This window comes from Acetobacter suratthaniensis (genome assembly GCF_017377745.1).
GTDB lineage: Bacteria > Pseudomonadota > Alphaproteobacteria > Acetobacterales > Acetobacteraceae > Acetobacter > Acetobacter suratthaniensis.
This window is the reverse complement of record NZ_JAFVMG010000011.1, coordinates 15501-40288: the sequence shown is the minus strand read 5'-3', so window position 1 is coordinate 40288 and position 24788 is coordinate 15501. Positions and strand designations below refer to the sequence as shown.

Genomic DNA, 24788 nt, shown 5'->3' with positions numbered 1-24788 from the left:
TAGACAGGGTTAAGGAATATGGCTGGTCATTCCCAGTTCAAGAACATCATGCACCGCAAGGGTGCGCAGGATGCCAAGCGCGCCAAGCAGTTCGGCAAGATCATCCGCGAACTGACGGTGGCCACGCGCTCCGGTCTGCCAGACCCCGGCTCCAATCCGCGCCTGCGCGCGGCCATTGTTGCCGCCCGCGAAGTGAATATGCCCAAGGATACGATCGAACGCGCGATCAAGAAGGCTAGCGGGGCCGCGGGTGGTGATGACTACGTGGAAATTCGCTACGAGGGCTACGGCCCGGCGGGTGTGGCCGTTATCGTGGAAGCGCTGACCGACAACCGCAACCGCACGGCGTCCGATGTGCGCGCGGCTTTTTCCAAATACGGCGGTTCTCTGGGCGAAGCCAATTCCGTGTCGTTCATGTTCCGCCGTCTGGGTGTGATCGTGTATCCGGCGGCCACCGCCTCGGAAGATGACATGCTTGAAGCCGCAATCGAGGCAGGGGCCGAAAACGTGGTGAGCACCGCTGCCGGGCACGAAGTCACCTGCGAGGTGGAGTCGTTCTTTGCTGTGCGTGACGCGCTGGAAACCCGCTTTGGTGAACCCGAAAGTGCCAAGCTGGACTGGCGTCCTGAAAACACCGTGACACTGGACGAGGAAAAGGCGCGCAGCGTGTTCAAGCTGCTCGATGTTCTGGACGATCATGACGATGTGCAGAATGTTTACGCCAATTTCGATCTGCCGGATGATCTGGCGGAAAAGCTGTCGTCCTGATCCGTGGCGCGTCTGCTCGGCATTGATCCCGGCCTGCGCTTTACCGGCTGGGGCGTGATTGATGTCGAGGGCAACAGGCTGCGCCATGTTGCCAATGGCGTTATCGCTACCAACAGCGCCGAAAGCGTGCCTGAGCGCCTGCGGGCGCTGCATGAGAGCCTTCTCGGCCTGATTGACAGGCATAGCCCCGATGAGGCGGCGGTAGAGGAAACCTACGTTAACCGGAATGGGGCTGCGACCCTCAAGCTGGGTTATGCGCGTGGGGTGGCCTTGCTGGCCCCGGCGCTGGCGGGGCTGGTGGTGGCGGAATACGGGGCGCTGGCGGTCAAAAAAGCGGTGGTTGGCACCGGCTCGGCTGACAAGACACAGGTTGAAATGATGGTGCGCCGCCTTTTGCCGGGGGTGGAAGTCGCGCGGGCCGATGCATCCGATGCACTGGCGGTGGCGATCTGCCATGCTCATCATCGCGCCAGTGCGCGCCATATTGCGGCTGGGGTAAGAATGGCATGATAGCGTTTCTGTGCGGTCTGGTCATTCAGGTTGAAACCGGAAGCTGCGTGGTGGATGTGAATGGCGTGGGCTATCTGCTTGCGGCGTCCAGCCGCACGCTGGCAGCCTTGCCCAACCCGCCCGAAAAAGCCCGCATTCTGGTGGAAACCGTGGTGCGCGAGGACGCAATCCTGCTTTACGGTTTTGCCGAAAGTGCCGAGCGTGCATGGTTCCGGCTGCTGACAGGGGTGCAGGGGGTCGGGGCCAAGGTGGCGCTGGCGATCCTGTCCACGCTGTCCGCGGGGGAGCTGGTGGCGGTGTTGAGCGCTTCGGACAAGGCCAGCCTGACACGTGCACCCGGTGTCGGGGGGCGTCTGGCCGAACGGATTATTACCGAACTGCGCGATAAGGCGGGCCGTATGCCCGGTGCGGGGGCTGATATTGTTCTGCCCGTGAGCGCTACCCCTGAAGGGGGGATCGAGGCTGATGCCCTGCTCGCACTGGCCGGGCTTGGTTTCCGCCGGGTGGAGGCGCTGCCTGTGCTGCGCCGTGTGATGGAGGCCCACGGTTCCGGCGCAACACTGGATGCCGTGCTGCGTGACAGCCTGAAGGATCTGGCGCGATGACGGCGGAGTTCATGCCCGAGCGGGCGGTTGACCCCGCCCGGCTTGAGGAAGACCCGGCCGATGGCGCACTGCGCCCGCAAACACTGGCCGATTTTACTGGCCAGCAGGCTAGCCGCGAAAACCTGTCCATTTTCATAGCTGCCGCCCGCCAGCGTGGCGAGGCGCTGGATCACGTGCTGCTGCATGGCCCGCCGGGTCTGGGCAAAACCACGCTGGCCCAGATTGTCTCGCGCGAGCTGGGGGTGGGGTTTCGCGCCACATCGGGGCCGGTTATCCAGCGTGCGGGCGATCTGGCGGCTATCCTGACCAACCTGCAGCCGCGCGATGTGCTGTTTATTGACGAAATTCATCGTCTTCAGCCCGCGATTGAGGAAATTCTCTATCCCGCGATGGAGGATTTTCAGCTCGACCTGATTATTGGCGAAGGCCCGGCCGCGCGCTCGGTGCGTATAGACCTGCCGCCCTTTACGCTGGTGGCCGCAACCACCCGCGCGGGGCTGCTGGCAACGCCTTTGCGCGACCGTTTTGGTATTCCGCTGCGGCTGGTATTCTACACGCCCGAAGAGCTGGTGCGTATTGTCGCGCGCGGGGCGGACAAGCTGGGCTTTGCCCTGTCCACCGATGGCGCAATGGAAATTGCCCGCCGTGCGCGCGGCACACCCCGTATTGCCGGGCGGCTTTTACGCCGGGTGCGCGATTTTGCCTCCATGACCGTGCCATCGGGCGAGGCCGTACGGGCCGAGGTGGTGGATGCCGCCCTGCAACGGCTTGAGGTCGATTCGCTGGGGCTGGATGGCATGGACAGGCGTTACCTGCGCCGGATTGCGGAATACCATAATGGCGGCCCGGTTGGGGTTGAAACACTCGCCGCCGCACTGGCCGAATCGCGCGATACGCTGGAAGATGTGATCGAGCCTTATCTGATACAGGAAGGGCTGGTGCTGCGGACAAGTCGCGGGCGTGTTCTGGGTGAGCGGGGCTGGCGGCATCTGGGGCTGGTGCCCCCGCCAGATGAAAGTGCTCGCACAGGGCAGAGTGCCCAGTCCGATTGGCTGAATGACGAGGCGGCAAGCGATTCCGCCGGGCCGCACGTGGGAGATCAGGCATGAGCGAACACGCCATAGAGTTCCGCGTTTATTATGAGGATACCGACGCGGGGGGCATTGTCTATCACGCGCGCTATCTGGCTTTTGCCGAGCGCGCCCGCACCGAGGCCATTCGCTCCATGGGCATGCCGGTTTCGGAACTTTTGCGTGAGCATGGTCTGGTTTTTGTGGTGCGCGATGCCCGCCTGACCTACCGCAGCCCCCTGCGTCTGGATGATATTCTATGTGTCACAACCCGGCTTTTGCGGCTGGGTGCGGCCAGTTGCGTACTGGGCCAGACCGTCACGCGCGAGGGGGTTATCGCTGCGGAAATGGAGGTGGGTCTGGCCTGCGTGCGGGCAAGTGATGGCCATCCTGCCCGATTTCCGCCCAACTGGCGTGATCTTCTGCGAAAACTGGCGGTCAGGGACTGAAAAGCGCCTCTTCTGCTTTGTTGAGGAACACAGTAATACAGGCGGCAGTATCGGGCAGTATCGGCTTTTCCCGAGTCGGTGGCTGTTTTGTCCGGTTGGGGTGCTAAAGGCAGGAGGCGTTATTGGATCGTGCGGTTGATACGGCGAATCTCGGCGTGAGCGCGGCGGGAGATCTGTCGGTATGGGCGTTGTTCATCAATGCCTCGCTAGTGGTGAAACTGGTGATGCTTGGCCTGCTCGGGTGTAGCATTGTGGTGTGGGCCATTATTTTCGCCAAGACGTTGACGCTGCGGCGCATCAATCGCGAGGCTTCCAGCTTTGAGGATCGCTTCTGGTCTGGTGGCAGTCTGGATGATCTGTACGACACGGATGGCGCCAAGCCCACCAACCCCATGACGGCGGTTTTTGGCGCGGCCATGGGCGAATGGCGACGCTCGGCCCGTATTCCGGGTGTTGATCTGGTGCGTGGCGGGGTGAAGGAGCGGGTTGACCGCGCGATTGGCATTACCATCACCCGTGAGATGGATCGCCTGCGCCGCTGGGTGATTTTTCTGGCGACGGTGGCTCCGGTTGCGCCGTTCGTGGGCCTGTTCGGTACGGTGTGGGGCATCATGCACTCGTTCAGCTCCATTGCCGCTGAACATAATACCAACCTGAGCGTTGTCGCCCCCGGTATTTCCGAAGCGCTGTTTGCTACGGCCATCGGTCTGGTGACGGCTATTCCCGCTTATGTGGCGTACAACATCATCAGCAACAGTCTGGATCTGTTCGAGGACAGGCTGGATGGTTTCGGCGCCGAGTTTGCCGCCATCCTGTCGCGCCAGTCCGAAGAAAGGGCGTAAGCCATGGGCATGCCGTCATCAGGAGGGAGAGGGCGCCGCAGGCGTCCGATGGCCGATATCAACGTGACTCCCATGGTGGACGTCATGCTGGTGCTGCTGATCATCTTCATGGTCACATCCCCCATGATGACCAGCGGCGTGAATGTTGACCTGCCCAAGACGGACGCCAAGCCGGTCAACTCCGATACCAAACCCATTACCGTTTCCATCAAGGCGGATGGCGGCCTGTATCTGGGGGATGACCCCGTAACACCTGATCAGCTCGTTGAGCAGCTCAAGGCCGCCTCCAACAACGATCCCACGCACCGTATCTTCGTGCGCGGCGATGCCCATATCGATTATGGGCGTGTCATGCAGGTCATGGGGCAGATCACGTCGGGAGGTTTCACGCATGTGGCCCTGCTGGCGCAGCAGCCCGCAGGCGCCAGCCACTAGACCAGCTTCAAGGGCACAGAGGTTAAGGGAATGCCCATGGCACGGCCACGGCGGTTTGATCAGGTTCTGCTCCGTCGCTCACTTTATACGTCGGGCGCGCTGCATGTGGCGTTGATTGTGGCCATGCTGGTCACGCTGCCGCATACGCCCCCGCCGGAAGAGCCGCAGCCAGCACCAGTCGAGATGGAGTTCGAGCCATCCGATAACAGCGGTGGCCCTTCGGCCAAGGCCGATGCGCCTTCGACCAATCCCAAGCCTCCGGCACCGCAGGCGCAGGAAGCACCGCCCACGCCCGATCAGCCGAAGGATGTTCCTAACGAGGAACCGCCTCCGCCGCCCCCACCGCCTCCGCCGGTGCCGCCCCCGCCTGAACCTCAGGTGGAAAAGCTGCCTGACGAGCCGCTGCCCCCCAAGGCGGAGGAACCATCGCCCGAGGCTGTCAAAACGCCGCCTTCGCCCCCCGCTCCGGTCAAGCCGTCTCCTATGGTGGCGCCGCCTGCGCCGATTACGCAGCAGGCCGATCAGGTGCCGGACATGGTGGTGCCTTCGCACATCACCCAGCCGAACAAGGTCAAGAAATCGGTTCCAGACACGCACTCGCTGCTGGCGACGCTTGATGCCTTCCGCACGGATCAGAAGCAGACGCACCCGCCCAAGGCCCGTGCCAACCCGCTGGCGGGTGGCTCGCCCGGTGGTGGGGGGTCGCCGGTGGGCAATATCGTGGGCAGCCTGAGTGTTGGCCAGCAGAAGGCTATCGGCGCACAGGTGCGGCGTTGCTACACCGAAGATACGGCCGCCAAGGATTACGCGACCTTTGTCGCGCATCTGGTGGTGACGGTCGATGGCACGGGTGAAGCACGTATCGTGCAGTTCGCGCCCGAAACCCAGGCGCGTATGGACTCGGATTCCTCTTACCGTGCGCTGGCCGAACGCGCCCGGGCCGCGGTGCTGAATCCGACCTGCGCCAAACTGCCCATTCCCAAGGAACTGCTCGGACAGACCCAGCAGTTGAAATTTGTGTTCAGGCCTTGAAAATCAGGCCAGAGGGAGGACAAAACATGCTGAAAAGTACCCGGCCTCTTATTTCCGATCAGGACGCCGATCTGCTGGCGAGCAACCTGGGCCGTCGCTCGCTGCTGGGGGGCGGTCTGGCCGCTGCCGGTATTCTGGCTGTGCCGCTTGAGGGTACCGCCCGCGCGGCCACCACGGGGGCCGAGGCCGAAATTACGGTCGATCAGGCCCGCACGGCTCCTATCCCCATTATCGTTCCTGATCTTGGGGCGGGGCTTGGCCAGCAGATTGCACAGGTGCTGACCAACGACCTGAACACGACAGGGCTGTTCCGCGTCATTCCCGGCGGGGCCAATACGGGTACGCCCGATTTCGCCGCAGCCAAGGCTATGGGCGCGCATGCACAGGTTACGGGCAGCGTCACGGGTAGCGGTTCGTCCGTGCGGGTTGAAATCCGCCTGTGGGACGTGCTGGCTCACCAGCAGATTCAGGGCACGGCCTACACCACCTCGGCCGCCAACTGGCGGCGTATCGCCCATATTGTGGGTGATGTGATCTATGAGCGCATGCTGGGTGAGAAAGGGTATTTTGATACCCGGATCGCCTTTATTTCGCGCAATGGCCCGCGTGGGCGCCAGACTACACGGCTTGCGATCATGGATCAGGATGGCGCCAACTGCCGTATGCTCACGGCTGGCCACTGGCTGACCCTGACGCCGCGCTTCAGCCCCACGCGCGATGAAATTGCGTTCATGTCCTACGCCAATGATCGCCCGCGTGTGTATCTGTTCAACCTCAGCACTGGACGGCAGCGGGTTCTGGGTGATTTTCAGGGCATTTCCTTCGCGCCGCATTTCTCGCCTGACGGGCATACGGTTGTGCTGTCGGTCACGCGCAATGGGGGCTCCGACCTGTATACGGTTGACCTGTCTTCGGGCGTGCGGCGGCAGATCACGGCATCGGGTGCGATCGACACCAGCCCCAGTTTCAGCCCTGATGGCTCACAGATCGTGTTCAACTCCGACCGTGGGGGTGCACCGCAGCTTTATGTCATGCCTGCCACAGGGGGCGCTGCGCACCGCATTTCCTATGGTCAGGGTACGTATGGCACGCCGGTCTGGTCGCCCCGTGGCGATCTGATTGCCTTTACGCGTATTGCCAACAATGCCTTCTCGCTGGGGGTCATGTCCCCGGACGGCACGGGCGAGCGGATCATGACCGAAGGCTTTACGGTTGAAAACCCGAGCTTCTGCCCCAACGGGCGTGTGCTGGTTTATTGCCGCCAGACGCGGGCCGGGGCCGGTGGTAGCGGATTCAGCTCCGGGATCGGTATGGTGGACATTACCGGCTTTAACGACCGCGTGGTGTCCACGCCTGAACAGGCGTCTGACCCGACCTGGTCGCCGTTGAACGGCTGAGCACGAATATTTTTTTGCCTTGGAGTCTCCGCGCTGTGTGCGCGTGAGGCGACAGGGCGGAAAAACGCCATTCGAGGCCGTACAAAACTGCGTGTGTTCAAAGGGATGAACACGGGTTTTCAAGAATTATTGTGTCGTTTCGGTATCAGTATTGTCATGCCAGTCATGACAAATTGAAATGAAACTTGACCTCGCGGATAAGCTATGGCTTAGGGCGAATTGGTCTCCAAAATTCGTCGGCTCTTTGAAGGGATTCGGAGAGGAGCTGAAGGGATACGCGGGGATACAAGGTTATTAACTCTTTTTTCTCCGAATAGCTCCCTTTTGGGGCTAATTCTCAGGATCCGACACATGAGACTGAAAGTTGTTGCCGCGCTTGGTATGGTTGCTCTTCTGTCAGCCTGCGCGAATGAAAAGGCGAACACCGGTGCCTCCACGGGTGCGAGCATCCCGTCTGGCCCCGTCCCGGGCAGCGAAGCTGACCTCGTTGCCAACGTTGGCGACCGCGTGTTCTACGACCTCAACAAGAGCGGCCTGAAGGACGACGCCAAGGTGACCCTGCAGAAGCAGGCTGACTGGCTGGCGAAGTACCAGCAGGTGAATGTTGAAGTCGCCGGTAACTGCGATGACCGCGGCACCGAAGAATACAACATCGCCCTGGGCCAGCGTCGCGCCAACGCCGCGCGTGACTTCCTGGTGTCCAAGGGTGTTGCGTCCACGCGCATCTCCACCATTTCCTACGGCAAGGACCGTCCCACGGCTCTTGGTGACAACGAGGAAGCTTGGGCGCAGAACCGTAACGCCATTACCTCCGTTAAGTAAGAACTTCAGTATTTCTGAATTTCTGATCTGATCGGCTGACAGGCCGGGCCATCAAAGGCCCGGCCTGTTTTGTTTTTACGTACTTGATTTTGCCGGGCACAATGGTGAAATCCTTGCCCGACAGGAAAGCAAGCGAGAGGTTCCCATGAAGGCCAGGTTCACGACAGGGCAGAGTGCGCGGCAGGGGCTGGCGGCTCTTGGTGTAGCGGCACTGCTGGCTACAACGGCCCCCGCAGGCTGGGCGCAGGATGTTTCCAGCCGCGAAGGCATTGCCTTGCAGAACCAGATTCTGGCGCTCAGGCAGGAGCTTGAACAGGTTCAGTCCTCTCACGGGGGCGATATTGTGGCACCCGCAGCATCGTCCGGCGGGGCAGCCGCCAACGGCGATCTGGTTTCGCAGTTGCTGGAGCGTGTGAGCACGCTGGAACAGCAGCAGCGCGATATGCGTGGCGAGATTGATCAGCTCACCAACGATTTGCAGCAGAAGACAGCCGCTCTCGCCAAGCAGATTGGCGATAACCAGTTCGCGGCCCAGAATGGTGCAGGCGGTGCGTCTGCCGGTGCAGCGGCTTCCACGGCAGCCTCCACCAGCGCACCTGCAGCGGCGGCCGAAAGTGCTCCCACCACGCCTGATGATCTGCTCAAGGCGGGTAAGGCGGCGCTGGTCAAGAAAGACTACGATACCGCGCATGAAAACGCGCAGGCGGCCCTACAGCACGCCAAGGGCGCTTTCAAGGTGGATGCACAGTTCCTGCTGGCGCAGTCTCTTGCCGGGCAGAAGCAGTATCGCCAGTCGGCTTTGGCCTATTACGAGGCTTATAGCCTGTCTCCCAAAAGCACCCGCGCACCTGATGCCCTGCTGGGTGTGACCGCAACGCTGCTGGCGCTGGGTGACAAGAAGGCCGCCTGTCAGGCGCTCAGCAAACTGCATGCAGAATTTCCTGAGCCTGCCAAGCGTGTCAGTAACGCGGCGGACATTTATGCCCAGCGCGGTGGATGCGGTTGATGCCAGCCCGGCCACACGGCTTAGGGGGGTAGGGGTATTTCCGTCCTGTTTGCGGGGCGGCCTGTTTTTTCCGGGCAGGCTGTCTGCCCCCGATGGTTTGCCGGACATATGGCGGGGTTGGGGCCATTCGTGGCGGATGCCCCCGGCCAGCCGCCTGTAGCGCTGGCGGTTTCCGGCGGGGGTGACAGCCTGTGTCTGGCGTGGCTTGCCCGCCAGTGGCGGCACTCTCTTCTGGCTTTTGTGGTGGACCATGGATTGCGGGCGGAATCCGCTGCCGAAGCGGCCCTTACCATCGAGCGCCTGCGGGTTATGGGCGTACCCGCCCGCCTTCTGACACTGACAGACCTGCCGTATGGGCCGGGCATTGCGCATCGTGCGCGGAATGCACGCTATGCCGCCCTGCGTGCGGCCTGCCGGGCGGAAGGGTGCCTGGATCTGTTGTTGGGCCATCAGGCGGATGATCAGGCTGAAACCGCCTGTATGCGGCAGGCAGCAGGCAGCGGGCCGGACGGGCTGGCGGGTATGGGCTGGATCAGCCTGCTGCCTGACCTGCGGCTGGTAAGGCCTTTGCTCGGGGTTTCGCGGCTGGCGCTGCGCAATACTCTACGGGCCGCCGGGCTGGCATGGGTGGATGATCCTTCCAATGAGGACAGGCGGGCCGAGCGGGTGCGGATCAGACACGCGCTGGGTGATGAGAGCCTGCGCGAAAAATTCTGGTGTCTGGCGATGGAGGCCGGGGAGGGGCGCATGGCGCGTGAGGCCGAGCGCGCGGCTGTGCTGGCCCGTACGGTTGCTGTGCTGCCGCAGGGCTGGGCGCGACTGGGGCCGCACCTGCCCGAACCAGCGCTTTTGGCCATGCTGATCCGCTGTATCAGCGGGCGGGTGTATCCGCCTGCACCCGATGCGGTGGAACGTTTGTGCGCTGCGGTGCAGGCTGGCGGGCCAGCGCAAGGGGGAGCTACGCTGGCTGGTGCGCGGCTGGTGCGCTGGCGTGATATCTGGTGGCTACTGCGTGAGGCGGCGGCAATGGCCCCGGCCATGCCTGCCCGCGCGGGTGCCGTGTGGGACGGACGCTTTACCCTGAGCGTGCCCGCAGACTCGTGCCGGGCGGCAGCAGAGGGGGCCGATAACACAGCGGACTCCGCCGGGCTTTACGTGGCGGCTGCGGGTGCCGGGTTGCCTCGGGCCGCACGGCAGGGCTGGCCTGCGGCTTTCTGTGCGACCTTGCCTGCCCTGTGGTGGCGTGGCGTGCGGGTGGCCGTGCCAGCGCTCGACTGGGTTGCGCCAGAGGGGCTGATGCCAGCCGATGCCAGCGGATATAAGGCTGCATCTTTCTTTTTTACCCCCCCAGCCCCGCTGAGCGGCGGGGGAGTTTATGGCCCCCTGTCAGGGGCTGGGCCGGATAATATTTGCTTCCAGCCCTAGGAATGGCGGCGTTCGTACCCATTTACAGGCTGGAGAGGTTGCTTTTTCTGAGCATGGGCGGGCAAGATACAGCACAGGGCGCGCTCTCGCTCTAGAACTATGGATACTCGGGCACGATGAATAATTTAGGCCGCAATCTGGCGCTGTGGGTCAGCATCATTCTGGTGCTTCTCCTGCTTGTGAACATGTTCCAGCCCGGAAGTGCTCAGCACGCCGCGCAGCAGCTCGCCTATTCCGACTTTGTGGCGGATGTGGATGCAGGGCATGTTCGCTCGGTGGTCATGCAGAACCACAATATTTCCGGCACGCTCAAGGATGGCACGGCGTTTGAAAGCTACGCGCCGGATGATCCGTCCCTTGTCTCGCATCTGGTGAGCAAGGGGGTTGAGGTCTCGGCCAAGCCGCTTGATCAGGATGGTAGCCCGCTGCTGCGCTATTTCCTGAACGCGCTGCCCATTCTGCTGCTGGTAGCCGCATGGCTGTTCATGATGCGCCAGATGCAGGGTGCCGGTGGCCGCGCCATGGGCTTTGGCAAGTCGCGCGCCAGAATGCTGACCGAAAAACATGGCCGCGTGACGTTTGATGACGTGGCGGGCATTGATGAACCGAAGGCCGAGCTTCAGGAAATCGTGGATTTTCTGAAAGACCCGCAGAAGTTCACCCGCCTTGGCGGCAAAATTCCCAAGGGCGTGCTGCTTGTCGGCCCTCCCGGTACGGGTAAGACGCTGCTGGCCCGCGCCATTGCGGGGGAAGCCAATGTGCCGTTCTTCACCATCTCCGGTTCGGACTTTGTTGAAATGTTCGTCGGTGTTGGTGCCTCCCGCGTGCGTGACATGTTCGAGCAGGGCAAGAAAGCCGCACCGTGCATTATCTTCATCGACGAAATCGACGCCGTGGGCCGCCATCGTGGTGCGGGCATGGGCGGCGGTAACGACGAACGCGAGCAGACCCTCAACCAGATGCTGGTGGAGATGGACGGTTTTGAAAGCAATGAGGGCGTGATCCTGATTGCCGCGACCAACCGCCCGGATGTGCTTGACCCCGCCCTGCTGCGCCCCGGCCGGTTTGACCGGCAGGTGGTGGTTCCTAACCCCGATGTTTCGGGGCGCGAGAAAATCCTGCGCGTGCATATGCGCAAGGTGCCGCTGGCGGCTGATGTTGAGCCGCGTATCATTGCGCGTGGCACGCCCGGTTTCTCCGGTGCGGATCTCGCCAATCTGGTGAACGAGGCCGCACTGGCCGCAGCCCGTCTGGGGCGGCGTACCGTATCCATGCGTGAGTTTGAAAACGCCAAGGACAAGGTGCTGATGGGTGTTGAGCGTCGCTCGCTGGTCATGAGCGATGAGGAAAAGAAGCGTACCGCCTATCACGAGGCCGGACACGCCATTACCGCCGTGCTGGTGCCCGAAAGCGAGCCTATCCATAAAGCCACCATCATTCCGCGTGGTCGTGCGCTGGGTATGGTCATGCGTCTGCCCGAGGATGATCGCCTGTCCATGAGCCGCAACAACGCCATTGCCCATCTGGTTGTGGCTATGGGTGGCCGCGTGGCGGAGGAAGTGGTTTACGGCAAGGACAACATCTGCAACGGCGCGATGGGTGACATTAAAATGGCCACCCGCGTTGCCCGCAGCATGGTGACCGAATGGGGCATGAGCGAAAAGCTGGGCATGATCGCCTATGTGGATGACGATCAGGGCGGCAGCTTCTTCGGTGGGCCGAGCCGGAACTTCTCCGAGGAAACGGCGCGCGAGATCGACGAGGAAATCCGTCGTCTGATCGAGGATGCCTACGAACAGGCCCGCACTTATCTGCATGGCCATGTGGATCAGCTTCATAGTCTGGCCAATGCCCTGCTGGAGTTTGAAACCCTGTCGGGCGAGGAAATCCGTCAGATCATGCGCGGTCAGCCGATCGAGCGGGCCGAGGAAGACGAAAAAGGCCCGATCAACCGCCGGGCTTCCGTGCCGCAGGTTGCCGCCGGAGAGGACGCGCCTTCCACCCCTGCGGCGGAAGAGGGTTCTCAGTCCGTGCCACAGCCCGGCTAGGGCTGCGGTGGGTTTATCGGGTTGGTTTATCAAGCCTGAGTGTTATGGCCCGGCCAGTGTGCTCCGTTACGGAGCCGCTGGCCGGGTTCTTTTGTTTTTGGCGTAAGAGAGCGGAGTACGGGCATGGGTCAGTGGCACCGGCTGGTGGAACCCATGGGCCTGCTTTATGGCGATGCGGCCGTTACGGCCGTGCGGCAGGGCACGGCGCAGTGGCTTATGGGGGGCGATGTTGCTTTTTCAGCCGTCAGGCTGATTGAAGGCGCACAGCTTTCCGCGCCGCGACCGGTTTCTGATATACCAGCAGGCTGGCAGGGCGAGCTGGCGCGGGTTGTCGCTCCTGTTTCTGCGGCGGGGTTGCCTGCGGGGGCTCAGGTTATGGGTATCCTCAATGCAACGCCGGACAGTTTCAGCGATGGCGGACAGCACGACACGTCCGAGGCCGCCGTGCAGGCAGGCCGGGCGATGGTGGCGGCCGGGTGCCGGGTGCTCGATATTGGTGGGGAAAGCACGCGGCCCGGCTCGGCGGTGATTACGCCCGCGCAGGAATGGGAGCGTGTGGGGCCGGTTATCACCGCGTTACGGCAGGCGGTGCCGCAGGCGGCCCTGTCGGTCGATACGCGCAATGGTCTGGTGATGGAGCGCGCGCTGGCAGCGGGGGCAGCCGTTATCAACGATGTGACGGCCCTGCGGCATGATCCCGGCGCCCTGCCACTGTTGGCCGGGCATACATGCGGCATTGTGCTCATGCACATGCGCGGCACACCGCAGGACATGGAGCAGTACGCGGTTTATGAGGATGTCGCCTGCGAAGTCGTGCGTGAACTCGGTGAGCGGGTGGACGCTGCCGAGGCGGCAGGCATTGCGCGTAGTCGGCTGATGGTGGACCCCGGTTTCGGTTTTGCCAAAACAGCGGCGCAGAATGTGGAACTGCTGCGGCGCTGCCTGCTACTGGCCAATCTGGGGTGCCGGGTTGTGTTTGCCCTGTCCCGCAAGCGTATGATTGGCGACATGACGGGCGAGACCGCGCCCGCTGCGCGGGATGCGGGTACACAGGCGGCCTCCCTTCAGGCCATGCCGTTGGGCCAGCCCGTGCTGCGGGTGCATGATGTGCCGGGCATGATGCAAGGTGTCAGGGTATGGCAGGCGCTTTATGCTGCCAAAGCGTAATTTCTTTGTCATGATACGGTTTCACTGGGGGCTAAACCGTTTTAGGAAAAGGAAGGAACAGGGCGGAGCGCGGTTTGCGCGGATACAGGCGGGTCTGCTCGGCAATCTGGGGTTGGAACAGGCGGCATGAGGCGTTTTTTCGGAACAGACGGTATTCGGGGCAAGGCCAATCAGCCGCCCATGACGGTGGAAATCGCCCAGAAACTGGGGCAGGCGGCGGGCCTGCACTTCCGGCGGGGCGAGCATCGGCATAGTGTGTTGCTGGGTAAGGACACGCGGCTTTCAGGCTATATGATCGAAAGCGCTCTGGTTTCCGGTTTTCTGTCCGCTGGTATGGATGTGACGCTGGTGGGGCCGCTGCCCACGCCCGCCATCGCCATGCTGACCCGCTCGCTCCGGGCCGACCTCGGGGTGATGATCTCCGCTTCGCATAATCCGTTTTACGATAACGGCATCAAGCTGTTCGGCCCTGATGGTTTCAAGCTGTCGGATCAGGACGAGCTTGAAATCGAAAGCCTGATGGAAGCCGACCTGCACGCCCGTCTGGCCCCGCCCGAGCAGATTGGCCGTGCCTCGCGGCTGAATGATGCGGCGGGCCGGTATGTGGAAAGTGCGAAGGCGTCTTTCCCGCGTGGCCTGCGGCTCGATGGCCTGAAAATCGTGATCGACTGCGCCAATGGCTCGGCCTACCGCGTGGCCCCCACGGCCTTGTGGGAACTCGGGGCCGAGGTGGTGCGCGTTGGTTGTGAGCCGGATGGGGTGAATATCAACGCCGGATGCGGCTCCACCCAGCCGGCAGCTTTGTGCGAGGCGGTGGTGCGGCATGGTGCGCATCTGGGCATTGCCCTGGATGGCGATGCCGACCGGGTGCTGATTGCCGATGAAACCGGCCACCTGATTGATGGCGATCAGCTTCTGGCCCTTATTGCCCAGTCATGGGCGCGGGAAGGGCGGCTGGTCGGCGGGGCGGTTGTGGCGACTGTCATGTCCAATCTGGGGCTTGAGCGTTTTCTGGAAAGCCTGAATGTCGGGCTTGAGCGTACGGCCGTAGGCGACCGCTACGTGGTCGAGCGCATGCGTGAGCGCGGGGCTAACGTAGGGGGTGAGCAGTCGGGCCATATGGTGCTGACAGACTTTGCCACCACGGGCGATGGGCTGATCGCGGCTCTACAGGTTCTGGCTGTTCTGGTGGAGCAGAAGCGCCCTGCCAGCGAGGTCTGCCGCCTGTTCAAGCCCTGGCCGCAGGTGTTGCGCAATGTGCGGTATACAGGAGCCTGCCCACTGGAAACCCCAAGCGTGCGCGAGCGCCAGCAGGACGTTGAGCGGCTTCTGGCCGGGCGCGGGCGGTTGGTTCTGCGCCGGAGTGGCACGGAGCCACTGGTGCGGGTTATGGTCGAGGCGGAAGACAGCGCACTGGTCGAGCTGGCTGTCAGCCAGATGTGCGAAAGTCTGGAACGGGTCATACTTCCCGCCTGAAAACGGCCCATGCTGACAAAGAACAGGCTGCAGAGAAACCGATGGAAAGCCCCGCCATGTCATCCTCCGTTCCTGAGAATACCGCCTCCGTGCAGGGGGTAGGCGGCCTGCCACGTGCGCGGGTGCTGTCCATTGCGGGGAGTGATTCCGGCGGTGGGGCGGGTATTCAGGCGGATATCAAGGCCATAACGGCGCTCGGTGGTTACGCCATGACCGCTTTGACCGCCCTGACAGCGCAGAACACGCTGGGTGTGCAGGGTATCCTCCCTGTGCCGCCAGAGTTCGTGCGTGAACAGATCCGCAGCGTGCGCGACGATATCGGGCTGGACGCCATCAAAACCGGCATGCTGGGCGGTGCGGCTGAAATCCATGCCGTGGCGGAGGAAGTGGCGGCCATCAAACACCAGACCCCCGGCCTGCCTGTGGTGGTAGACCCGGTTATGGTGGCCAAGGGGGGCGCCGTTCTGTTGCAGGCCGATGCACTCGACAGCCTCGTGCGGGAATTGCTGCCTCTGGCAACGGTCATGACCCCCAACCTACCCGAAGCCATGCAGCTTGTCGGGCGGGAGCTGGAAAGCCTTGCGGATATGCGCGAGGCCGCCCGTACCCTGCGCGAGCGCACCGGGGCGGCCGTGCTGCTCAAGGGCGGTCATATGCAGGGTGAGACCATTGTCGATATTCTGCTTGATGACAGCGGGCTGACGGAATTTCCCGGTTTGCGCTTGCCGGGGCGGCATACCCACGGCACGGGCTGCACGCTGGCCAGCGCACTGGCCACCCGGCTTGGGCAGGGCTTTTCCCTGATTGAAGCGACAGAGCAGGCCCGGCGTTATGTGCAGGCCGCCATTGCCCATGCCCCCGGCTTTGGGCAGGGGGCGGGGCCATTATGGCATGCGCATGGCTGGCATGGTGGGCTGGCCTGAACAGGCTGCCAGCCTGAAAGAGGTTGGTGGGGTGTTACTCGCCCACCACCCGTAAAGCCGCCGGATTGGTGTGGGGCTGTGTGTGCGCAATCGTGCCCATTGGCATCATGGCGGGTACGGTTGCCGGCAGGCTGCGGGTCTGCGGTTCGTGCAGGATATAGCCTTTGCCCCAGACGGTGGAAATCAGGTTTCTGATGCCCACGCGTTCAAGCTTTTTGCGCAGCTTGCAGACAAAAACATCAATAATCTTGATATCCGGCTCATCCCGCCCGCCATAGAGGTGGTTAAGGAATGTTTCCTTGGTCTGGGCAATGCCCTTGCGCAGAACCAGCAGTTCCAGAACGGCAAATTCCTTGCCGGTCAGGTGCAGGATTTGATCCCTGACGGTCACGGACTGACTGTTGAGATCAAGGCTCAGATCCCCCACCTGAATGACCGGGTGGGCAAAACCGTTGGAACGGCGCAGGATAGCCTGAATACGGGCGACAAGCTCGGCCATGTCGGGCGGCTGGCGCATGAAATCATCTGCGCCCAGTGCAAAGGCCCGGAGCTTGGTTTCGGCCGTATCAATGCCAGAGAGAATAATAACCGGCGTCGTGATCTTGAGCGAACGCAGCGCGGTCAGGATTGCAAACCCGTCAAGACCCGGCAGACGCTGACTGATGATGGCGAGGCCATAATCATAATTGCGCAGGAGTTCCAGGGCGTTCTGCCCGGAGCGTGCCAGATCGCAGGTCAGACCAACTTTCTTGAGTGTTGAGAGAATGGCGCGGCTGGAGGCGAAATGATCCTCAACGAACAGAATGCGCATGGTTGCACCTCATAGAAAAGCGGCAAGAAATTTTTTGCACCCTATGGTTGCAAATGGCTAGAGAAATTATAGCGCGATGCGTCCTTTTGGGAAGCGCAACCCTGCCGTTTATATCTCTGTGGTTGTATCCTGTTCACGCACATGGGAACCTCGATCATTGCAGTTTTCCGCCGATAAGCGGTTTTGTCTCTGATGTTGACATGAACCGTGACGCATGGTTCGCGCGTGGGTTGCGTCAGAAAAGGTTTTTTTGTGGCAAAGCTGTCCTGCGTGTCATTTTTGCCGCGCTGCGCACAGGGGCATGACCATTGACCCGGTGTGGAAGAACCGCTTTGAAAGAAAACGGAATATGGCGCTCCTGTCCTGAGGGATCGGGCCGGGAAAACGCGGGGGCGTCCGGGCGGCGGGTGAACACATGATTATTCTGGAAACGGAAAAAACAACGCAGGCTCTGGCGTCTTTTCTGGCGGGCAAAGCCGGTGCGGGAGACGCCATTCTGCTGTCCGGCCCGCTGGGGGCAGGCAAGAGCGTGCTGGCCAGAGCGTTCGTGCGGGCGTTCTGTCAGGATGCGGGGCTGGATGTGCCAAGCCCTACTTATACTCTTGTACAGCCGTACGCAGCCGCCGCATGCACCGTGCATCATTTCGATCTGTGGCGCCTTGGTGGGCCGGATGAGCTGGACGAGCTGGGCTGGGACGATGCGCGTGACGGGCTGGTGCTGGTGGAATGGCCCGAACGGCTGGAAGACATGACCCCGGCCGATGCGCTGCATATCACACTGGATGTCCGGCCCGATGGCACGCGCGTGGCCCATCTGCGGGGCTGGGCAGACCGGTTTGATGCACAGGCGCTGCGGGCCGCTGGTTTTGCTCCAGCTCCTGCAGCACAGGGTGTGGTGGAACAGGGGCGCGCCAGCCCGGATGGAGCACAGGGCTGATGCCGCAGCCTACCGCAATCAGCCCCGAATGGCCGGAGGCTGACTCCCGGCTGGTGAGTATTCCGGCCCATCTGCCCTTTCTGGATCAGCTTGCCGCCCGCTGGTTACAGGCTTGCGGGTATGACCGCGAGGCCATGGGCGAAGGGCTGATTGTTCTGCCGGGCCGCCGCGCCGCGCGCGCCCTGACCGAAGCCTTCCTGCGCCGGATGGATGGCGGCGCCATGCTGCTACCCCGTATCCTGCCCATCGGTGCGCTGGACGAGGCCGAGCTGGGCCTGTCCGTGGTGACACAGGGCGGGTACGGGGCGGATAGTCCCGAAATTGACCCGCTCGACCTGCCTCCGGCTGTGGGGGCAATGACCCGGCAGGCCGTGCTGACCCGCCTCGTCTTGCAGGCGGAGAAAGCCTTTGGCACCCGTCCCACGCTGGATCAGGCGTGGCCGCTGGCCGGGGCTCTGGCCACACTTATGGACGAGGCCGAATGGGCGGGCGTGTCCCTGACAGAGCGCCTGCCCGGCGCGGTGCAGGATGATTTTGCCGAGCACTGGCAGATTATCCTGCGTTTTCTGACCATCATTACCGAGGAATGGCCTGTCTGGCTGGACAGTCAGGGATTGATGAACCCGGTGGCCCGGCAGGTAGCCCTGTTACGCACGCAGGCGGCCCTGTGGCGCGGTATGGCCGCACGGGGTGAGACAACGCGGCTGTGGGCGGCGGGCTTTACCCATGCCATGGCCCCCACGGCCGAGGCGTTGGCGGCGGTGCTGGCTTGCCCCGGGGGGCGGGTTATCCTGCCCGGTCTGGACATGGCCATGCCCGATCCCGTGTTTGACGCCCTGCCAGATAGCCACCCGCAGGCCGGGCTGGCCCGCCTGCTGGCGGCGCTGGGTCATGGGCGCGGGCAGGTGCAGGTATGGGACAGGGCGGAGGAGCCACGCTTGGCGGCCCCCACGGCCATGCCGGTGCAGGCCGGTGTTGCCCAGATGGGAGAAGGTGCTGCGGATGAGGCCCAGACCGCCCGGCGGGCTGCGCGCGCGGCTGTTCTGTCGCGGGTGATGCTACCCGCCACAGCGCTGGATGACTGGGTGCTGCGCACGGACGATGAGCCGGGGCAGGATTCTGCCTTGCAGGCGGGAGAGGGGCTGCTGCCCGGTGTCGTGCGGGTAAGCGCACAGGATGAGCAGGAAGAAGCGCTGGCTATCAGCATGATCATGCGCGAGGTCATCGTGCAGCCGGGGCGCACGGTCGCCCTGATCACGCCTGACAGGGTTCTGGCCTCGCGGGTGGTGACGGAACTTGCCCGCTGGGGTGTCATGGCCGATGACAGCGCGGGCATGGCGCTGGCCGATACGCCCGGCGCCGTGCTGCTGCGTCTGATTGCCCGGATGGTGGAAAGCCGCTTTGCTCCCGTAGCCCTGCTGTCCGTGCTCAAGCACCCGCTGGTGGCCTGCGGGCTGCCGCCGGGCGTGTGTCGTGCTTCGGCCCGCCTGCTGGAGCGGCAGGTGCTGCGCGGCCCGGCCCCCGCTCCGGGTTTTGCCGCCCTGCGCGCGGCCGTGTCGGACAGTCTGGCCCGCCAGCAGGCGCATGAGCGCGAACAGGTAGAAGGCGGGCAGGAGGCGGATAGACCCTTCGGCCCCGAACCGCTCGAAACGTTCATGGATAGGCTTGAAACCTGTCTGGCGCCGGTACTGGGCTGGCAGGCGGATGAAGCCGCAGCCGCAACGCCCGAGGCAGGGCACCGGGCCTCGGTGCCGGTGCTGCTGGCGGGGCTGGTCGAGACCGCAGAGCGTCTGGCCTGCACGCAGAGCGAGGACGCACAGGCCCGTCTGTGGCGGGGCGAGGATGGCAATCTGCTGGCCACGCGCCTGTCTGAACTCATGCTTGCGGCGGATATCCTGCCTACGCAGCCACCCGCAGTGCTGGATGGGCTGCTGGGGGCTGTGCTGGCGCAGGACCGGGCCGCGCGTAGGGGAGACCCCGCAGGCCTGCACCCGCGTGTGCTGGTCTGGGGCTTGTTCGAGGCCCGGCTGCAAACCGCGCATACGGTTATTCTGGGCGGGCTGTGTGAGGGCGTATGGCCTGCCACGGCGGATGCCGGGCCGTGGATGAGCCGCCCCATGCGCCAGACGGTGGGTCTGCCTTCGCCTGAGGAGGCGGTGGGGCAGGCCGCGCATGATTTTGTTGCAGCGGCGGTGGCGGCGCAGGCCGTAGTACTGTCCTGCCCCCGGCGGCGCGAGGGTGCGCCAGTGGTGCCTGCGCGCTGGCTCACCCGGCTTGATGCCTTTCTGGCCGGGCGCGGGGCCAGCCTGCCCACGCACCCCGTACTGGACTGGCTGCATGGGCTGGATCAGCCATGTGGGGCGGCGCAGCCGGTAGCACCTCCACGGCCCTGCCCCCCCGTGGCCCTGCGCCCCCGGCGGCTGAGTGTGACCGAGATCGAAACATGGATGCGCGACCCTTATGCCATCTATGCCCGCCATGTTCTGCGGCTGAACCCCATGCCCGAGCTGGAAGAGGCGGCCGATGCCTCGGATTATGGCATGATCGTGCATGACGCGCTTGAGCGCTGGGTCAGGCTGCATGGCGTGGCATGGCCGCAGGATGCACAGGCCAGACTGACCGCCCTGTTTGTGGAAAGTCTGGCTGCCCGCAGGCCGCGCCCCGCTCTGCGGGCGTGGTGGGCGCCGCGTCTGGCCCGGATTGCGGGCTGGGTGGCGCAGGCTGAAACCCGGCGCAGGGCGGGGGGCGCACCACGGGCGATCTGGACGGAACTGCGTGGGCGTGTGCTCGTGCCAGATGCACCGGGGGGCGCTTTCGTGCTGAGCGGACGGGCAGACCGGATCGAACGCGGGCCTTCGGGGCGGATCAGCGTGCTGGATTACAAGACCGGCGTGCTGCCACCCGCGCGTGATGTGCTGGCGGGCTGGAGCCCTCAGCTCCCGCTTGAAGCCGCCATGATCCTGCGCGGCGGTTTTGCGGATGTTGTGCCGGACAGCGTGGCGGGTGTGCCGGATGGCGCACAGGCCAGCGCACAGGCCCATACACAGGAGAGCGCGGAGGCGGGCCTTATGGATGGGCTGATTTACTGGCGGCTGACCGGTGGCGCCGAAGCAGGAGAGGAAGTGGCCATTACCCCCAAGGAGGCCGCAGGCCTGAGCGAACTGGCCGAGCAGACATGGCTCAGCCTGATCGAGCGTATCGTCGCGTATGACGATCCCGATCAGCCGTATCTGTCGCACCCACATCCGGGGCAGGAGCCGCGCTTTGCCGATTACGCCCGTCTGGCACGCGTGCCGGAATGGAGTCAGGGCCGTCTGGAGCATGAATCCTGATGACGGAGGGCTCCTTTTCCGAAGCGCAGGATATTGCCCGCGCTATTGAGCGTGCGGTAGCGCAGGCCAACGCCCAGCAGGCTATGGCGTCAGACCCGACGGCTTCGGTGTTCGTGTCTGCCTCAGCAGGAAGTGGCAAGACCAAGCTGCTGATCGACCGTCTGCTGCGCCTGATGCTGCCCCGCCCGGCCGCCGATGGTGGGCATGAACTCTGCCCCGGCAGTCCACCGGGCCGTATCCTGTGCCTGACCTTTACCAAGGCAGCGGCGGCTGAAATGGCCATTCGCCTGCAAACGCGGCTGGGCCGCTGGGTAACCCTGTCCGACACCCGGCTGGATGCGGAGCTGCGCGCCCTGTCGGTGCCGCTTTCGCCCCAGACCCGCAAACGCGCGCGCGCCCTGTTTGCCGAGGTGCTGGATATGCCCGGCGGCATGCGGATCGGCACTATCCACGCCTTCTGCCAGTCGCTGCTGCGCCGCTTTCCGCTCGAAGCCGCCATGAACCCGCATTTTACGGTCATGGAAGAAACCGATGCGGCGCTGGCCCTGCAAACCTGTGCTGAAACCGTTCTGGGTGGCAGCACAGCCGAGGCTATTGCCCCATTGGCGGGACAGATCGGGCTGGGGGATTTCATGACCCTTGCCTCCGCCCTGCGGCGCGAGAGCCGGGCAAGGCCCATGCTCGATCTTATGGCCAGCCAGCCAGTGGCTGCGCGTGCCGCCCTGTGCCGGGTTCTGGGCCTGTCAGTGGACGCGCCGGATACACCCGATCAGGTGCTTGTCACCCAAGCCTGCACGGCTTTCGCGGGGGAAGGGGCAGTCCGTGCGGCCCTGCTGGAACTGTCTGAAAAAGGCACGCCCGCTATCAAAACCAACACGCTCAACCTGCTGGACTGGCTGGCCCTGCCCCCGCCCGAGCGTGCGGCGCGGTGGGCGGACTGGCGCGATGGCCTGCTCACGCGCGATGGCAGGCCCCGCAAGCAGGGGCTGATTACCGCCAAGCTGGCGGAAACCTGCACACAGGCGGCTGAAGCCCTGCTGCGCGAAGCCGAGCGGATTATCGCGGTGGAGGAAAACCGCCGCGCCTGTGCGCTTGCCCGGCTGGGGAGCGCTCTGTTGCAGACAGTCGCCCCCGTGTCGCGGCTGTACGATGCGCGCAAGGCGTTACAGGGCCAGCTTGAGTATGATGACCTGATCCGCAGCACCTTATCCCTGCTGCGCGAACCGGGGGCGGCGTGGGTGCTCTACAAGCTCGATGGCGGGATTGATCATCTGCTGCTGGACGAGGTGCAGGATACCTCGCCAGAGCAGTGGCGGATCGCGGGGGATCTGACCGAGGAGTTTTTCTCCGGCGCGGGATCACGCGCACAGGAGGCCGGACCGCGCACGGTGTTTGCGGTGGGGGACTACAAGCAGTCCATCTACGGTTTTCAGGGGGCTGACCCTGAGGCCTTCCGGGCATGGCGTGCCCGTTTCAAGCAGCGGGCGGAGCAGGCGGGCCTACCCTGGTGCGAACCCGAACTGACGGTGTCTTTCCGTTCCACGGCCCCGGTTCTGGCGCTGGTGGATGCGGTGTTCGACAGCCCCGAGGCCGCGCGCGGCGTGGTGGAGGCGCGTGAGCGCGGGATGCGCCATATTACCGCCCGGCCGGGTCAGGGCGGGCGGGTGGAGTTGTGGCCGCTGGCCGAAACGCAGGATGCGGCGGAAGATGCCAGCCCGTGGCAGCCCGTGCGCACCAATACAACGCGCCCCAGCCCGCGCCAGAAACTGGCTGATGCACTGGCCCGCTATATCGCGGCCCAGCTTGCTGCCCCCCCGGCAGCGGGAGAAACCCCGCTGACCCCGGCGGATGTACTGGTGCTGGTGCCACGCCGCTCCTCTTTCGTACCCATGCTGGTGCGTGCTCTCAAGGAGCAGGATATTCCCGTCGCAACACTGGTGCGTACGGGGCTGGCGGATCAACTGGCGGTGCAGGATCTCATGGCCCTGTGTTCGGCCCTGCTGCTGCCGCAGGATGACCTGACACTCGCCTGCGTGCTGACATCGCCCCTCGGCGGGCTGAGCGATGACAGCCTGATGGCGCTGGCTACGGGGCGTGGGGCGCATGAACCCCTGTGGTCGGCCCTGCGCACGCGCCATGCCGAGCGGGCAGACTGGGCGCAGGCGTGGCATGTGCTCGATACGCTGTTCGGGCGGGTGGATTATCTGGGGCCGTATGCCTTGCTGTCGATGGCGCTGGGCCAGCTTGGCGGGCGTGCACGCCTGCTGGCGCGACTGGGGCCGGAGGCGGCGGAACCGCTGGATGAACTGCTCTCTGCCGCCCTGCGCTATCAGGAGCAGCACCCACCCTCGTTACAGGGCTTCGTGCATTGGCTGCGCCATTCCCGCGAGACTGTCCGGCGCGAGGCCGAGGCGGGGGGCAATGCCGTGCGGGTCATGACGGCGCATGGTTCCAAAGGCTTGCAGGCGCGGCTGGTCATTTTGCCCGATACAGTCTCGGCCCCCCGTTCGGAGGACAGGCTGTTCTGGGCGCAGGACAGGCTAAGCGGGCTGGATGTGCCGCTTTATACGCCCCGCGTGGCGATGGGCGTGGGGCTGACCCGCGCTCTGGCCGAAACAGCCCGGGCGCGTGCGGTGGAGGAATATAACCGCCTGCTTTACGTGGCCCTTACACGCGCGGCCGAACGGCTGGTGGTGTGCGGCTGGCGACCGGGCCGCACGGTTCCGGCTGAAAGCTGGTACGAACGCTGCCGCGAGGGGTTTGAGCGTGCGGGCGCACGCAGCGTGGCGTGGAACGATACGTCTGTGCCGGAGGGGGAGGCTCCCCCCCCCGGAGACTGGCCGGGCGATATGCTGGTGCTGGAAGAAAACGCCCACACACCCGCCCCCACGCAGGTCCCCGCCCAAACGCCAGCCCCCCCGGCGGGTACGGGCCGTGCCGCCGATTCTGCCCCCGTCGCGTTGCCAGACACGCCGCCAGCAGCGCTGCCAGAGTGGGCAGGGCGTGCGCCGGAGTGGCGGGCCATCGCCCCCGTGGCGGAAGCCCCGCTGGCGCGCCCGCTGGCTCCCGCCCGCCCGGATGATGCGATGTTAGGCCCGCTCCCGCCCGCGCGTTCTCCGCTGGCAGTCGGCGGATTGCCGCCGGGCAAGGCGCGTGAGGCGGCGTTTCACCGGGGCAACATGGTGCATGCGCTGTTGCAGTTCCTGCCCGATCATCCGCCCGCGCGGCATCTGGAACTGGCGCGGCGCTGGCTCATGCGCCCGTCCAGCGGGTTAGATACGCACGATGCCCAAATACTGGCCGGGCAGGTGGTGGCCGTGTTGCAGGCTCCTGATCTCGCGCCGCTGTTTTCACCCTCAGCGCGGGCCGAGCAGCGTCTGGCCGGTGTGGCGGGCGGGCAGGTTATCATGGGGCAGGTGGATCGCCTGTGCGTGCTGCCCACGCAGGTTGTGGTGTGCGATTACAAAAGTGGCCGCCACCCGCCCGCCCGCGTGCAGGATACGCCCGTGCTCTACCTGCGGCAGATGGCAGCGTACCGCGCCCTGCTGCGTGCCCTGTGGCCCGAGCGCACCATTGTGTGCATGCTGGTCTGGACTGAAGGGCCGCGGGTTGATCAGCTGCCCGATACGCTGCTGGACAGTCACGCCCCGCAGGCCAACCACCCCGCCGCCCCTTGACCCGGCCCGTGGTCGCCCTAAGTGTAGGGGACTGAAAAAACCAGCCTCCGGGGCGG

At 64.2% G+C, this 24788-nt stretch carries 20 protein-coding genes; 19 read left to right on the top strand and 1 reads right to left on the bottom strand.

Annotation, left to right across the window (positions count from 1 at the left end):
- Positions 1-18: 18 nt before the first annotated feature.
- The 16 genes from J2D75_RS10375 (at position 19) to thiD (ending at position 15975) form a co-directional block, all read left to right on the top strand.
- Positions 19-768 (top strand): YebC/PmpR family DNA-binding transcriptional regulator, encoded by a 750-nt coding sequence (locus J2D75_RS10375; protein ID WP_207854758.1) that lies wholly within the window; start codon positions 19-21, stop codon positions 766-768.
- 3 nt (positions 769-771) lie between these two features.
- Positions 772-1278, top strand: coding sequence for a crossover junction endodeoxyribonuclease RuvC (gene ruvC / locus J2D75_RS10370; RefSeq protein WP_207854757.1), 507 nt, complete (start codon positions 772-774; stop codon positions 1276-1278).
- Positions 1275-1883, top strand: coding sequence for a Holliday junction branch migration protein RuvA (gene ruvA / locus J2D75_RS10365; protein WP_207854756.1), 609 nt, complete (start codon positions 1275-1277; stop codon positions 1881-1883). Before ruvC ends, ruvA begins: the two co-directional genes overlap by 4 nt.
- Positions 1880-2992: a Holliday junction branch migration DNA helicase RuvB gene (gene ruvB / locus J2D75_RS10360; RefSeq protein WP_207854755.1), complete on the top strand. Its 1113-nt coding sequence runs from the start codon at positions 1880-1882 to the stop codon at positions 2990-2992. The genes ruvA and ruvB overlap by 4 nt, the downstream gene beginning before the upstream one ends.
- On the top strand, positions 2989-3402 hold the full coding sequence (gene ybgC / locus J2D75_RS10355) for a tol-pal system-associated acyl-CoA thioesterase (protein WP_207854754.1): 414 nt from the start codon (positions 2989-2991) through the stop codon (positions 3400-3402). Before ruvB ends, ybgC begins: the two co-directional genes overlap by 4 nt.
- 122 nt (positions 3403-3524) lie before the next feature.
- Positions 3525-4244: a protein TolQ gene (gene tolQ / locus J2D75_RS10350; RefSeq protein WP_207854753.1), complete on the top strand. Its 720-nt coding sequence runs from the start codon at positions 3525-3527 to the stop codon at positions 4242-4244.
- A gap of 3 nt (positions 4245-4247) precedes the next feature.
- On the top strand, positions 4248-4679 hold the full coding sequence (tolR, locus tag J2D75_RS10345; RefSeq protein WP_207854752.1) for a protein TolR: 432 nt from the start codon (positions 4248-4250) through the stop codon (positions 4677-4679).
- Between the two features lie 30 nt (positions 4680-4709).
- The gene (locus J2D75_RS10340) at positions 4710-5711 is read left to right on the top strand and encodes an energy transducer TonB (protein WP_207854751.1); all 1002 of its coding nucleotides are present in this window, start codon (positions 4710-4712) and stop codon (positions 5709-5711) included.
- A gap of 26 nt (positions 5712-5737) precedes the next feature.
- Entirely contained in the window at positions 5738-7108 is a 1371-nt protein-coding gene (gene tolB / locus J2D75_RS10335) for a Tol-Pal system beta propeller repeat protein TolB (protein ID WP_207854750.1), read from the top strand.
- Positions 7109-7459: 351 nt separating this feature from the next.
- Positions 7460-7930 (top strand): peptidoglycan-associated lipoprotein Pal, encoded by a 471-nt coding sequence (gene pal / locus J2D75_RS10330; protein ID WP_207854749.1) that lies wholly within the window; start codon positions 7460-7462, stop codon positions 7928-7930.
- Between the two features lie 145 nt (positions 7931-8075).
- A complete protein-coding gene (locus tag J2D75_RS10325) occupies positions 8076-8936 on the top strand; it encodes a tol-pal system YbgF family protein (RefSeq protein ID WP_207854748.1) in 861 nt (286 codons plus the stop codon).
- A gap of 129 nt (positions 8937-9065) precedes the next feature.
- Entirely contained in the window at positions 9066-10361 is a 1296-nt protein-coding gene (tilS, locus tag J2D75_RS10320; RefSeq protein ID WP_341534975.1) for a tRNA lysidine(34) synthetase TilS, read from the top strand.
- 116 nt (positions 10362-10477) lie between these two features.
- The gene (gene ftsH / locus J2D75_RS10315; RefSeq protein ID WP_207854746.1) at positions 10478-12409 is read left to right on the top strand and encodes an ATP-dependent zinc metalloprotease FtsH; all 1932 of its coding nucleotides are present in this window, start codon (positions 10478-10480) and stop codon (positions 12407-12409) included.
- Between the two features lie 123 nt (positions 12410-12532).
- Positions 12533-13576: a dihydropteroate synthase gene (folP, locus tag J2D75_RS10310; protein ID WP_207854745.1), complete on the top strand. Its 1044-nt coding sequence runs from the start codon at positions 12533-12535 to the stop codon at positions 13574-13576.
- 126 nt (positions 13577-13702) lie between these two features.
- Positions 13703-15052: a phosphoglucosamine mutase gene (gene glmM / locus J2D75_RS10305; RefSeq protein ID WP_207854744.1), complete on the top strand. Its 1350-nt coding sequence runs from the start codon at positions 13703-13705 to the stop codon at positions 15050-15052.
- Positions 15053-15108: 56 nt separating this feature from the next.
- Positions 15109-15975 carry a bifunctional hydroxymethylpyrimidine kinase/phosphomethylpyrimidine kinase gene (thiD, locus tag J2D75_RS10300; protein ID WP_207854743.1) on the top strand — a complete coding sequence of 289 codons (867 nt, stop codon included), beginning with the start codon at positions 15109-15111 and terminating at the stop codon, positions 15973-15975.
- Between the two features lie 34 nt (positions 15976-16009).
- Here the strand turns inward: thiD and J2D75_RS10295 are convergent, their stop codons facing one another.
- Complete coding sequence (locus J2D75_RS10295; RefSeq protein WP_207854742.1) at positions 16010-16786, bottom strand: response regulator transcription factor; 777 nt, start codon at positions 16784-16786, stop codon at positions 16010-16012.
- A 415-nt stretch (positions 16787-17201) separates the two neighbouring features.
- Between J2D75_RS10295 and tsaE the strand changes: the two genes are divergently transcribed.
- From tsaE to addA, 3 genes are read left to right on the top strand one after another with little or no spacing between them, the layout of a single operon-like run.
- Entirely contained in the window at positions 17202-17723 is a 522-nt protein-coding gene (tsaE, locus tag J2D75_RS10290) for a tRNA (adenosine(37)-N6)-threonylcarbamoyltransferase complex ATPase subunit type 1 TsaE (protein ID WP_207854741.1), read from the top strand.
- A complete protein-coding gene (addB, locus tag J2D75_RS10285; RefSeq protein ID WP_207854740.1) occupies positions 17723-21055 on the top strand; it encodes a double-strand break repair protein AddB in 3333 nt (1110 codons plus the stop codon). The genes tsaE and addB overlap by 1 nt, the downstream gene beginning before the upstream one ends.
- Positions 21055-24732, top strand: coding sequence for a double-strand break repair helicase AddA (addA, locus tag J2D75_RS10280; RefSeq protein ID WP_207854739.1), 3678 nt, complete (start codon positions 21055-21057; stop codon positions 24730-24732). The genes addB and addA overlap by 1 nt, the downstream gene beginning before the upstream one ends.
- Positions 24733-24788: the final 56 nt, after the last annotated feature.